Source organism: Chryseobacterium gambrini (assembly GCF_027920505.1).
Lineage (GTDB): Bacteria > Bacteroidota > Bacteroidia > Flavobacteriales > Weeksellaceae > Chryseobacterium > Chryseobacterium gambrini.
In genome coordinates, this window is the sequence record NZ_CP115857.1 from 2,188,683 (window position 1) to 2,201,368 (window position 12,686).

Sequence of the window (12,686 nt, forward strand, 5' to 3'; positions counted from 1 at the left end):
ATTAGTCTAAGATTTCAGTTACCTGACCTGAACCAACTGTTCTACCACCTTCTCTGATCGCGAATCTAAGACCCTCGTTAAGAGCGATTGGCTGTAACAACTCTACAGTGATCTCTAAGTTATCACCAGGCATTACCATTTCTACACCTTCTGGTAAGAAGATCTCACCTGTAACGTCAGTAGTTCTTACGTAGAACTGAGGACGGTATTTGTTGTGGAATGGAGTGTGACGTCCACCTTCTTCTTTAGAAAGGATATAAACAGATGCTTTGAATTTTTTGTGTGGCTTCACAGAGTCTTTCTTAGCGATAACCATACCTCTCTTGATGTCAGTTTTTTCAATACCTCTCAACAATAGACCTACGTTATCTCCAGCTTCACCTCTGTCTAGGATTTTTCTGAACATCTCAACCCCTGTAATTGTAGAAGTTAATTTTTCATCACCCATACCTACGATATCTACAGGATCACCAGTGTTGATGATACCAGCCTCGATTCTACCAGTTGCTACAGTACCTCTACCTGTAATAGAGAATACGTCTTCGATTGGCATCAAGAATGGCTTATCTGTATCTCTTGTTGGCTCTTCGATCCACTCGTCAACAGCATCCATCAATTGCTCTACAGACTTAAACCACTTGTCATCAGAATTACCTTCTGTAGCAGCAGTAAGTGCACCAAGAGCAGAACCTTGGATTACTGGAGAGTTATCTCCGTCGAATTCATAAGTAGATAATAAGTCTCTAAGCTCCATTTCAACAAGCTCTAATAACTCAGCATCATCTACCATGTCAACTTTATTCATGAAAACAACGATTCTTGGTACGTTTACCTGACGGCAAAGTAGAATGTGTTCTCTTGTTTGAGGCATTGGTCCGTCAGTCGCAGCACATACCACTATAGCTCCGTCCATCTGAGCAGCACCTGTTACCATGTTCTTTACGTAATCCGCGTGACCTGGACAGTCAACGTGAGCATAGTGTCTTTTTTCAGTTTCGTATTCGATGTGAGCTGTATTGATAGTAATACCTCTTTCTTTTTCTTCTGGAGCAGAGTCAATTGCAGAGAAGTCTTTTTTCTCAGCAAGACCTTTGCTAGCTAATACAGCAGAAATAGCAGCTGTAAGAGTAGTTTTACCATGGTCAACGTGACCAATAGTACCAATGTTCAAGTGTGGTTTGTTACGATTAAACGTTTCCTTTGCCATGATTTAAAATTATTTATTTATTGTTTTTCAAATTTTCGGTGTGCAAATATAATGAATTTTTAAATACCAAAACCTTTTTATTAAAAAAAGTTTCAATATTCAAATCCAATGAAGTACAAACCTTATATTTCAATGTATTGAGATTGCAAATTTACACATTTTTCTCAATTTAGAAAATCAGCGGTACACCTTTTGACCAAATTATAAACTATCTCTTTAATTATGAATACAATAAAATTGACTAAAGAATAATATTCAGAAAAAATTACAGTACGCCAAAACCATAATTTATCTTTTATCGTAGATAGAATTACGAACCATTAAAAATAATATATTATGAGAAAATTATTACATTTATGTACCGTACTGTTTAGCATTACCATCCTTTTTTCATGCGATGATTCCGACGATATGATGTCGATGGACATGAATATGCCGGTACAGGGACCCGATCTTATGGCGTACGGACTTACGGCGAACAATGAGCTTGTGGCTTTCAACGCCAACAATCCTAAAATGTTCAGCTCTAAAACGGCAGTTTCAGGAGTTGTTTCCGGAGAAAAACTGATGAGCATCGATTTCAGACCTGCTACAGGAGAGCTTTATGCGTTATCCAATGCAAGCAAACTGTACATCATCAACACATCCAATGCTTCAGCAAGAGCGGTAAGTACATCGGCATTTTCACCGGCTGTTTCAGGAACGATTGCTTCGATTGATTTTAATCCCACTGTGGATAGAATCCGTTTGGTGAGCAACACGGGACAGAATTTAAGACTTCATCCGGAAACGGGAGCGGTTGCGGCAACCGATATGAACATTAACGGAGGCGGAACTCCTTCTGTAGCGGGAGTTGCTTATACGAACAGCAAATCCGGAGCTTCAAGCACAGTTCTGTATGATATTGATATCACTTCAGGAAAGTTATTTAAGCAGGATCCGCCTAACAACGGAACACTGGTAGAAGTCGGAAGTCTGGGAACTACTTTTACAGGACAGGCTGCTTTTGATATTAAATATGATAACAGCGTTGCTTTATTAGCTTTAAATAATAATCTGCATTTATTGGATCTGAGTAGCGGCAAGGCTACTAATATAGGAATGCTTCAGCAACAGATCATTGATCTTGCGATTCCTACAGAACCGGTTGCTTATGCGGTGGATAATTCAAACAATCTTCAGATTTTCAATCCGAACAGTCCGATGCCGGTTTCAAAGGGAATTACGGGACTTCAGAGTGGTGAAAGTATTTTAGGAATAGATTTCAGACCGTTAAACGGACAGCTTTATGCTTTGGGAAGTTCAAGCAGACTCTATACTATTAACTTAGGAACTGGAGCTGCAACTGCAGTGGGAACTTCTCCTTTTGCAACGTTACTTGCCGGAACAGATTTCGGATTTGATTTTAATCCGACGGTTGATAAGATCAGAGTTGTGAGCAACACGGGACAAAATCTTCGTCTTGATCCTGTAACAGGCGGAATAACGGCAGCAGACGGAATGCTGAATCCGGGAACTCCGATGATCGGAGCGGCTGCTTATACCAATAATTTTGCAGGAGCTACTTCAACGACTTTGTTCGTTATCGATCATAATACAGACAAATTGTATCAACAAAATCCTCCGAATAACGGAACTTTGGTAGAAACAGGTTCTTTAGGAATCAATATTACCAGTACAAACGGTTTTGATATCGGAAGCATGAGCCAAAAAGCTTATTTACTGGCAACAGTGGGAACGGCAACAAAAGTATACAGTATTAATACTTCAACAGGAGCCGCCACTGCGGTTTCAGATTTTCCAAATACAGTAAGAGGTTTTGCTGTGGGATTAGGATTCTAAACTCATAATAATTATTTCAATAGCGAGAATCGCGGAAAACTTTGTTTTCCGCGATTCTTTTTTAACCGAATGTTTATTAGCCGCAAAGGCAAAAGATTTCGAAAATATATTGATAGTTTATTATTAAGGTGAAGACAAGAAAACATAAACTCTTTCTTTAAAGTTTTAGTTATCTTATTTAAATATCTTTTGCCACCTGTGGTTAAATAAAAGGCTAAAGTAAAACTTGTCTAAATTTTTTTACCGCAAAAGATGCAAAAGATTGTAACACTTTAGTTATTAAGTTTACTTCTTAAATGGAAAAAAGAGCACATAAGTTAAAAAAAGATCAAAGATTTTTTCTCTTTGCAGACTTTTGAAATACTTTAAATAAATCCAATAAAGTCTTTTGTCTTTTTTGCGGTTAAATTTAAAATGAGTTTAAAATATAATTGAAAGAAATGATCAGATCTGTTGAGATTTTTTAGTTCGGTTGAAAATCCAGAAAATAATCGGGAAAATCAGCAGGGTTAAAACAGTTGCCGTTATTAATCCTCCGATAATGACGATTGCCAAAGGTTTTTGGGATTCTGATCCGATTCCTGTGGATAAAGCAGCAGGCATTAATCCGATGGACGCCATTAAAGCCGTCATAATTACAGGACGCGTTCTGGATTTCACCCCATTCAGCAGTGAGCTGTCCAGATCCATTCCGTTTTTAACATTCTGATGAAATTCTGTGATGAGGATGACTCCGTTCTGAATACAGATTCCCAAAAGGGCAATCATTCCGACTCCGGCTGAAATTCCAAAATTAATTCCGGTAATGTGCAATGCGATAATTCCGCCAATTAAAGCAAAAGGTACGTTTGCCAAAACCAGTAAAGAATCTTTTATGTTTCCGAAAAGAATAAATAAAAGAAAGAAAATTCCTAAAATACTGATCGGAACAACCTGCGTCAATCGTTTTGAAGCTCTCTGCTGATTTTCAAACTGACCGGTCCATCCTACAGAATATCCGTCCGAAAGATCAATTTTAGAAACAGCTTTCTGCGCATCGGCAATCGTACTTCCCAAATCACGGTCGCGGATGGAAAATTTAATCCCGATGTATCTTTTAATATCATCTCTGTAAATAAATGCAGCTCCGTTGTCTTTTTCAATCGTGCTGATTTCTTTTAACGGAATTTTAGCACCGTCCTGTGTAGGAACCATTAAGGCAGCAATATCATTTTCATCCTTCCTGTACTCCTGCGAATAACGGAGACGGATCGGAAATTTCCTTTCGCCATCAAACATTTCCGAAGCGGTTTTACCTCCGAAAGCCATCTCCAGAACAGACTGCGCATCATCGGGCATTACTCCGTAAGCCGCCATTTTATCTCTGTCGAGCACTACACTTACTTCCGGCTGACCGATATTTTTAATAATTCCGGCATCTTTTACGCCTTTAATATCCTTTACCTCCTTTAAAACTTTTTCGGCAAGTATATCCAAAGTCTGAAGATTATCTCCGTAAATTTTAATTCCGTTTTCTGCCTTGAAACCGGCAACTGCTTCAGCCACATTGTCTGAAATCGGCTGAGAATAATTGAATGTAATTCCCTGATAGTTTCTTAATTTTTTATCAATTTCTTCAATCAGTTCTTCATAGGTGATGTTCCGTTTCCATTCTTCTTTGGGTTTAAGATTCACGGCAAACTGTACGAACCCAAAACCATTCGGGTCGGTTCCGTCATTACTTCTTCCCGTCTGCGCGAGAACATCTGTAACTTCCGGAAAACTCATAATGTCTTTCTTGAGAAGATCGGCTGTATTTAAAGATTCTTTTAATAATGAACTCATCGGCATTTCGGCAGTAATCCACAATGAACCTTCATTTAACTGAGGTAAAAATTCGGTTCCTAAAAATTTCCCTGAAAATAAAGTCACGGCTAAAAATGAAAGAGAAACAATTAAGCTGAGTTTTTTATGTTTAAAGGTAAAATTGAATCCTTTTAAAACAATTCTGTCCCAGAAATTCACGAACGGATTATTCTTTTCCTTTACATTTTTATTTAAAAGGATGTGCGAAAGCACCGGAACGAGCGTTAAAGTGAAAATTAAAGCGCCCATTAAAGCAAAACCTAACGTAAAAGCCAATGGCGAAAACATTTTTCCTTCCACTTTCTGGAATGAGAAAATCGGGATCAGGGAAGTAATGATGATTAATTTTGAAAAGAAGATTGCTTTTCCAAGACCTGTTCCCGTCTGCTTGATCCAGCCTGCTTTTGCCAGTTTATTGAACTTTTCATCACCGTATTTGTGGGCTTTATGGTCGAGCATCACAAAAAGTCCTTCTACCATGACGACGGCTCCGTCGATGATAATTCCGAAATCTACCGCGCCGAGTGAAAGTAAATTTGCGCTCATTCCCGCCAGTTTTAAACATAAAAATGCAAATAATAAGGATAAAGGAATGATGATGGAAACGATAAGCGTTGTTCTCCAGTCTGCCATGAAAATCAAAACAATCACAGTAACCAGAACAATTCCTTCAATAAGGTTGTGCATTACGGTGTGCGTGGTGAAATCCATCAGATTATCACGATCGTAAAAAGTGACCATTTTTACATCTTTCGGCAGCACTTTTTCGTTGAGTTCTTTAATTTTTGCTTTTACACCGATCAAAACTTCACGCGGATTTTCTCCTTTCCGCATCACGACAATTCCTTCAACAGTATCTTCCTGATGATTAAGTCCCGCCTGTCCTACTCTCGGCATCGAGCTTTCGTGTACTTCTGCAACATTTTTAACAAGCACAGGGTTTCCGCTGTCGTTCTGGATGGTAATATTTCCGATATCGGCAACAGATTTCACCAGACCGATTCCACGCACCACATAAGCCTGTCCGTTTTTCTCTATAACATCACCGCCGACATTCAAATTACTTTTTGTGACGGCATCATATACCTGAAGCGGCGTTAAATTGTATTTATCTAATGCTCTCGGATCGATGCTTAATTCGAACACTTTGTCCTGACCTCCGAAAACATTGATGTCTGCAACACCGGGAACTCCTCTCAAAGCACGGTCGATTACCCAGTTTTGTAAGGTTAACAGTTCTCTGGAATCTTTGGTTTTGCTCTGTAAAGTATATCTGAAAATTTCCCCGGTCGGTCCGTAAGGCGGCTGAACTTCGGGATCCACTTCATCAGGAAGACTCACGGTCCGAAGCTGATTATTGACCTGATTTCTGGCAAAAATATCGTCTACTCCATCGTCAAACAGAATCTTAACAATGGAAAGTCCGAACATTGTGGTACTTCTTACACTGGTTTTCTTCTGAACCGGACTCATTGCGAGTTCAATGGGTGTGGTAACGAAACGTTCTACTTCTTCGGCACTTCGCCCGTTCCATTGGGTGATGATGACAATCTGGGTATTGGTAACATCGGGAAAGGCTTCAATGGGCATGTTTTTGAAACTTATGAATCCCGAAACCGCCAGAATCGCTACCCAAATAAAGGTGAATGCTTTATTTTTTAACGAAAAAGCAATGATATTTTTAATGAATTTGTTCATGATGGATTTTTTTTGACCTAAAAAAGTCGTTGAATTTGTTTTCTTTTGTTTTTAACGCAAGGAGCGCAAAGCTTTTTTGACAAACCATATATTTTTTAAGTTTGCAACGGTGCTTCGACAAGCTCAGCATAAACTATTCACTCAGCGAAGATCTTTTGATTTTAACCATTAAGGATATGTAAGGAGTTAAGAATTATTAAGCGACTTGTAAACGATTTTAAAAACCGATGTATAAAAAATCTTCAGATATTTTCTTAATTCGACTTAACTTCTTAATAAAATCTTAATGGTTTAAATAAAATCAGCTATTCAAAGAGCGATAAATCAACAACTGATTGTTTGTGATTACCTGTTCTCCTTCGGATAACCCTTCGGAAACATAGGTAATGTCTCCTACCTGTTTCAGAACTTTTATTTCTTTCACTTTTACGTCGGTTCTGGATTTATAGATCACCACAAAACTTCTGTTGTCATCAAAAATAACGGCTTTGGAAGGAACTGTAAGTGCTGTTTTATTCTCAGAACTTGTTACTTTTATTGTTGCTTTGCTTTCCGGAATCAGCAATCCATTTTGGTTATCAAGCACTACTCTCGCCTGCATCGCATTGGTTTGTGGATCGATGATTTTGAAAATTTTATCAATTTTTCCGTCAAAAACTTTATCCGGATACGATAATGTGGAAACCTGGGCTTTCATTCCGAGACTGATTTTATCAATATCAGATTCATTCACGTTCATGATTGCCCAAACGTTGGTGGTATTGGCAACATCAAAAATATTATCACTTCGGTCACTTCTCAACTGCATATCCTTATTGATGTTTTTCTGAACAATATATCCGCTGATTGGCGCAACCACACTGTAAATATTTCCTTTTTTTACATTATATACCGTACTCACTGCACTTGCCCGCTGCAACTGATCCTGTGCTTTCTGAAGCTGGCTTTTGGCTTCCAGAACGTCTCTTTCGGTATTCAGTTTTCCTTCATACATTTCTTTTGCAACGCGAAGATTGTTCTGGGCAACAACCAAATCTGTTTTTGCATCGCTCACATCTTTCTGTACTTCTGCCAATTCTGTACTTCGTATGGTGGCGAGAACCTGCCCTTTCGTTACATGATCGCCCAGTTCAACATTAACGCTTAAAACATTTCCGCCGACCAAAGGATAGACATCGATGTAGCTGTTTTTGTCTGCTGAAATCTTTCCGTAGAAATTGTAATCGTCTTCTATATATTTTTTTTCAACTTTTGCTAAATCGATTGAATTCAGCATGGTGTTGCTCAGTTCAAAACCTTTTTTTGCCTGCGGTTTTGCTTCTTCCTCTTTTTTGGAGCAAGATAAAACAGACAGGGCAATCATTACCGGAATTATATAATTTTTCATGTTTAATAGAAGATTTTCGTTTGTACTAGTTGATTCAATTGTTCTGCAGACTGCATGATCCCGTTTTTCATATCGTAAATCTGAAGCGCCGTTTCGCGGTAACTGTCCATAAAGTCTGTAAATTCAATAAGACTGATGTTGCCTTTTCTGAAATTATTCAGCATCCCGTTGTAGACCAGTTCCATATTATTAAGATCGGTAGATTTAATCTGGCTGAGCTGATCGTATTGTGTTTTCCATATTTTGTAAGCCGACAGTACTTTTGTTTCGAGATTCAGCTTTTGAAATTCTGCATTTTTCTGATTCTGCTGAATGGCAAAATTGGCCTTATCCACATTTCCTTTATTGGATTTCCAAAGCGGAAGAGGAATTCCGATCATCAGATTGACTTCATTTTTGAAGGTTCCGCCATTCTGGTCCCACCCTGCTCCGAGATTAAGATCGGGAACGTTTAAAGATTTCTGCCATTGCGCATATAATTTACTGTTGTCGATTAATTTTAAATTATATTGATAATCGGCATTGTTTTCGAGTGCTTTTTTCTGAAGTTCCGCTTCATCGCCAAAAGGCTGAGCGGCAAGAATTTCTTTCGCTTCAGAATCGGAAAGCTGTGGTTCTATATCTTCGGTGATTCCAGTAAGAAGTTTCAGAGTCTGTTCAAATTCAAGAATATTTTTATTGATTCCTACTTTATCGTTATTCAACTGAATGACAATGCTTTGCAGTCTAACTTCGTCTTTCAGCGAAACATTTCCTTTGGCAGACTGTATTTTGTAGGCAGCCAGAAGATCGTTCATGTAACCCAATTGCTTATTGGTATTGTCGAGTTTTAGTTTTTCGTAGTAAAGTTCAAAGTAAGTGGAACGAAGCTGGGATTTGAGATCTACCAAAAGCTGGGCAAACTGAAGTTGCGCCAGTTCCTTATTGGATTTTGCGAAGGCAATTTCATTCTTTTTTTTGCCTCCCATGTAAATTAATTGGGTTACCTGCGCTCCTTTTGCGTGTCCCGCATCGAAAACTTTTCTATCTTCGGGGTTGTAAGCATTGATTTGTCCGCTTAGCTGCGGAAGTTCCCAGATTTTAGCCTGCAAAATATCTGCATCAGCCATGTTGATGTTGTACTGTTCGGCGAGCAGTTGTAAATTGTTCTTCTGGAAAGCTTCTTCGCAATCCCGAAGCGACATTTGCTGTTGTGCCGTCATGAATGAGGAAATGACGATGAACAGCCCTGCAAATTTGTTCATTTTATTGATTTTATGATACAAAAATGCCTTTCTGCTATTAAAATGCTCTTAAAGAATGCTTAAAAAAAAATTAAATTTGTTAAGCAACAATCCATAATTCTCTCATTTAAATTAAGTTATGAGTTCATTATAGTATTAATTCAACTCATGTAAACGCTAAGTTTGCAAAGATTTATTTAAAATTTTGGGGAATATTTTCGTTCGCAAGAGCCGAACTACGTAAATGTTTTTAGATTAATTTAAAAAATTATTTCACAAAAATCACACTGAACTTATTGAGAAGATCTGCCGGAGAAGTATAGATAATTTGTGCGCCGTGATATTCGAGAATCCGTTTAACGATTCTTAAACCCAATCCGGAACCTGAAATATTCTGAGAATTTTTTCCTCTTTTAAAGGCTTCAAAAAGTTTTGTCTGTTCTTCTTTCGGAATGGTGTTTCCATGGGAAATGACGTCAACAATCAGATGTTCGTCATTTTCTTTAATCAGTACATCCACTTCCACATCATCGGAATAGATGGCTGCATTTTTAAATAAGTTGATGAAAACAATATCGAGTAAAGACTGAATTCCTTTAATGGTTAAAAGTGCATCTTCAGAAGTATCTTCGGAAATAAGAAAATCCAGTTTTAATTTCGGATAGCTTTTTTCAACCGCTTCAAAGGATTCGAAAATGACTTCATCAATTCTCACTTCTTCGTAAATACTCTGGATGTTTTCCCTGTCGAATTTGGTAAGCAGCAAAAGTGAATTGGTAAGATCCGAAAGCTGATACACATCCCTTTGAATCTGCTGTAAAGATGATAAAGTTTCAGAAGAATGTTCTCCGAATTTTATTAAATTTTCAAGCTGAAAAGCCATTCTGGTGATGGGTGTCCGTATTTCGTGGGAAGCACTTGCGGTAAAATCTTTCTGCGACTGGAAAACGTCGTCCAGCCTCCCAATCATTGTGTTAAAAGATTTTGCCAGAACATCAATCTCATCATTAGAATTACGAACCGGAATCTGTGTTGTTAATTTATGTGCCGTAACTTCAGAAATTTCCTGATTAAGATCTTCCAGAGGTTTTAAAAACTGCCCCATGAAATAATAACTGAAAAAACCGATGAGAAGCGCACTCATCACATAAGCTGTTATTAAAAGATATTTAAGATACGCCAGTTTTGATTTTCCGTTGGTGTCGAAAGCACTTGTTAAAATATAATAGTTTTCTCCGTTGATGGTTCTTAATGCCGCATAAATTTCAGGAACCGTCTTTTCGGAATAGATTACTTTTTTTTCGTCGAGTTCTTTCAGAAGTTCATTATCCCAGGTTACATTGCGGTCTTTAATGGTGCTGTAGATCAATTCTTTTTGCCCATTAAAAATTAATATGGTTTCATTTAAAAGAATGTTATCTGAATTTTCATTAAAAAAGACAGGTGCTTCCTCTTCAAAATCTTTAGATTTGGCAATGAAATGGGAAGTGAACTCCAGTCTCTGCCTGAATCTTTCTTTGAATTCTTCTCTGCGAAAATCATTAAAAGACATATAAATAACTACCATTACAATAGCAAAAAGCAATGAAAAGGCAATACTGAGATTGAGCGCGATCTTTCTTTTTAAAGACATTCTATAACGGGCTTAGATAATATCCGAAACCGGAACGGGTGTGGATAAGTTTTACTTTAAAATCTTTATCGATCTTCTTTCGTAAAAAATTGATGTAGACTTCCACGGTATTGGTGTTCGTATTAAAATTATGTTCCCAAACGTGTTCCGTGATCTGCTGCTTGGAAACCGTTCTTCCCTGCGCTTCGGCAAGGTAAACCAGCAACTGAAATTCTTTCAGGGTAAGATTGATTTCATTTCCGCCACGATAGACTTTCTGTTCGGTTTTATTTACTATCAGATCATCGATTCTTATAATTTCCTGATCCATATTCTCAGAAGGCGCTTTTCTTCTCAGCAAAGAATTGATGCGCAATAATAATTCTTCAAACTGAAAAGGTTTTACCAGATAATCATCCGCCAAACGTGTAAAGGCATCTTTTTTATCGGAAAGATCTCCGTAAGCCGAAATAATGATGATGGGCGTATTTTTATCGAAAGAACGGATGGTCTGACAAACGTCCAGTCCGTTAATTTTCGGAACATTGATGTCCAGAAGATATAAATCGTAGGAACTGTTCCTGATCTGGCGAAGAAATGTTTCCCCATCATAAATCTTGTCGCATGTAAAGTTATTTGACTCCAGAAATTTGCAAAGTTCCGCTGAAAGAATTAAATCGTCTTCCAATAAAAGAATGTTCATCGAAAATTATTTTATACGAATGTAACGAAATTTTTGATGATGGTAAAGGAATTCCACACTGCAGGAATTACTTTTAATTGAATTTTAAGATTTGTACTGAATGCTTCTGAAAATTTTAATCCTGAAAAATAAAATAAATTCGAATTGCTTTTTATGCCAAGTGTTTAACAGAATCTATAAGGTAAGTGTCACTATTTTTAATTTTCCCGAAAGTTTTTAAAATTTCAGACGAAATTCTGGCAAAAAAATATCCCGAATAAATCGGGATATGATGAGAGCCAACTACGGGACTTGAACCCGTGACCTCTTCCTTACCAAGGAAGCACTCTACCGCTGAGCTAAGTCGGCCTAAACTAAAAAATCACACCAAAAAGCGTGATTTTTATTGAGCGGAAGACGGGGGTCGAACCCGCGACATTCAGCTTGGAAGGCTGACGCTCTACCAACTGAGCTACTTCCGCAATTTTGTTTCCAAAATTATTGGTAACGCTGTGCAAACTTAAGGAAAATCCTTTATTTATGCAACTTTTTTCTAATATAAAATGTGGGGAGAGCAGGATTCGAACCTACGAAGCCGAAGCAACTGAGTTACAGTCAGTCCCATTTAGCCACTCTGGAATCTCCCCAGATATTTTATATTAAATTGAGCTTCCAGAGGGATTCGAACCCACGACCCCGAGATTACAAATCACGTGCTCTGGCCAACTGAGCTATGGAAGCATTTTAATAAATGGACTGAACGCTGTGAGAAACTCTACTCTACATCATTTCAGTAGTAAAAAAAATCACGCTTTTTACGAGTGTGATATTTGAGCGGAAGACGGGGGTCGAACCCGCGACATTCAGCTTGGAAGGCTGACGCTCTACCAACTGAGCTACTTCCGCAATTTTGTTTCCAAAATTATTGGTAACGCTGTGCAAACTTAAGGAAAATCCTTTATTTATGCAACTTTTTTCTAATATAAAATGTGGGGAGAGCAGGATTCGAACCTACGAAGCCGAAGCAACTGAGTTACAGTCAGTCCCATTTAGCCACTCTGGAATCTCCCCAGATATTTTATATTAAATTGAGCTTCCAGAGGGATTCGAACCCACGACCCCGAGATTACAAATCACGTGCTCTGGCCAACTGAGCTATGGAAGCATTATTAAAAAAGAATTCAAAAGAT

7 protein-coding genes and 7 tRNA genes are annotated in these 12,686 nt (G+C 38.0%); 1 reads left to right on the forward strand and 13 read right to left on the reverse strand.

Going from position 1 to position 12,686, the window contains the following annotated elements; translation table 11 throughout:
- Nucleotide 1: 1 nt before the first annotated feature.
- Nucleotides 2-1,207 (reverse strand): elongation factor Tu, encoded by a 1,206-nt coding sequence (gene tuf, locus PFY09_RS09895; protein ID WP_076390704.1) that lies wholly within the window; start codon nucleotides 1,205-1,207, stop codon nucleotides 2-4.
- A gap of 336 nt (nucleotides 1,208-1,543) precedes the next feature.
- Between tuf and PFY09_RS09900 the strand changes: the two genes are divergently transcribed.
- Nucleotides 1,544-3,049 carry a DUF4394 domain-containing protein gene (locus PFY09_RS09900; protein ID WP_271162300.1) on the forward strand — a complete coding sequence of 502 codons (1,506 nt, stop codon included), beginning with the start codon at nucleotides 1,544-1,546 and terminating at the stop codon, nucleotides 3,047-3,049.
- Nucleotides 3,050-3,493: 444 nt separating this feature from the next.
- On the opposite strand, the gene PFY09_RS09905 is transcribed toward PFY09_RS09900, so the two are convergent.
- The 12 genes from PFY09_RS09905 to PFY09_RS09960 form a co-directional block, all read right to left on the reverse strand.
- Nucleotides 3,494-6,592 carry an efflux RND transporter permease subunit gene (locus tag PFY09_RS09905; RefSeq protein ID WP_271162301.1) on the reverse strand — a complete coding sequence of 1,033 codons (3,099 nt, stop codon included), beginning with the start codon at nucleotides 6,590-6,592 and terminating at the stop codon, nucleotides 3,494-3,496.
- Between the two features lie 301 nt (nucleotides 6,593-6,893).
- Complete coding sequence (locus tag PFY09_RS09910) at nucleotides 6,894-7,979, reverse strand: efflux RND transporter periplasmic adaptor subunit (RefSeq protein ID WP_087709678.1); 1,086 nt, start codon at nucleotides 7,977-7,979, stop codon at nucleotides 6,894-6,896.
- A gap of 2 nt (nucleotides 7,980-7,981) precedes the next feature.
- Nucleotides 7,982-9,223, reverse strand: coding sequence for a TolC family protein (locus PFY09_RS09915; RefSeq protein ID WP_271162302.1), 1,242 nt, complete (start codon nucleotides 9,221-9,223; stop codon nucleotides 7,982-7,984).
- Between the two features lie 247 nt (nucleotides 9,224-9,470).
- Complete coding sequence (locus tag PFY09_RS09920; protein ID WP_271162303.1) at nucleotides 9,471-10,835, reverse strand: ATP-binding protein; 1,365 nt, start codon at nucleotides 10,833-10,835, stop codon at nucleotides 9,471-9,473.
- Between the two features lies 1 nt (nucleotide 10,836).
- The gene (locus PFY09_RS09925; protein ID WP_076390699.1) at nucleotides 10,837-11,517 is read right to left on the reverse strand and encodes a response regulator transcription factor; all 681 of its coding nucleotides are present in this window, start codon (nucleotides 11,515-11,517) and stop codon (nucleotides 10,837-10,839) included.
- Nucleotides 11,518-11,793: 276 nt separating this feature from the next.
- Nucleotides 11,794-11,865, reverse strand: a tRNA-Thr gene (locus PFY09_RS09930).
- A gap of 40 nt (nucleotides 11,866-11,905) precedes the next feature.
- Nucleotides 11,906-11,978, reverse strand: a tRNA-Gly gene (locus PFY09_RS09935).
- An 84-nt stretch (nucleotides 11,979-12,062) separates the two neighbouring features.
- A tRNA-Tyr gene (locus PFY09_RS09940) sits at nucleotides 12,063-12,143 on the reverse strand.
- 20 nt (nucleotides 12,144-12,163) lie between these two features.
- A tRNA-Thr gene (locus PFY09_RS09945) sits at nucleotides 12,164-12,237 on the reverse strand.
- A 92-nt stretch (nucleotides 12,238-12,329) separates the two neighbouring features.
- Nucleotides 12,330-12,402: transfer RNA gene (locus PFY09_RS09950), tRNA-Gly, on the reverse strand.
- An 84-nt stretch (nucleotides 12,403-12,486) separates the two neighbouring features.
- Nucleotides 12,487-12,567: transfer RNA gene (locus tag PFY09_RS09955), tRNA-Tyr, on the reverse strand.
- 20 nt (nucleotides 12,568-12,587) lie between these two features.
- A tRNA-Thr gene (locus PFY09_RS09960) sits at nucleotides 12,588-12,661 on the reverse strand.
- Nucleotides 12,662-12,686 lie beyond the last annotated feature (25 nt).

Excerpts from the sequence above, each read along its gene's own strand:
- PFY09_RS09910 (WP_087709678.1), bottom strand. The coding sequence starts at position 7,979 with ATGAAAAATTATATAATTCCGGTAATGATTGCCCTGTCTGTTTTATCT.
- tuf (WP_076390704.1), bottom strand. The coding sequence starts at position 1,207 with ATGGCAAAGGAAACGTTTAATCGTAACAAACCACACTTGAACATTGGT.
- PFY09_RS09915 (WP_271162302.1), bottom strand. The coding sequence starts at position 9,223 with ATGAACAAATTTGCAGGGCTGTTCATCGTCATTTCCTCATTCATGACG.
- PFY09_RS09900 (WP_271162300.1), top strand. The coding sequence starts at position 1,544 with ATGAGAAAATTATTACATTTATGTACCGTACTGTTTAGCATTACCATC.
- PFY09_RS09905 (WP_271162301.1), bottom strand. The coding sequence starts at position 6,592 with ATGAACAAATTCATTAAAAATATCATTGCTTTTTCGTTAAAAAATAAA.
- PFY09_RS09920 (WP_271162303.1), bottom strand. The coding sequence starts at position 10,835 with ATGTCTTTAAAAAGAAAGATCGCGCTCAATCTCAGTATTGCCTTTTCA.
- PFY09_RS09925 (WP_076390699.1), bottom strand. The coding sequence starts at position 11,517 with ATGAACATTCTTTTATTGGAAGACGATTTAATTCTTTCAGCGGAACTT.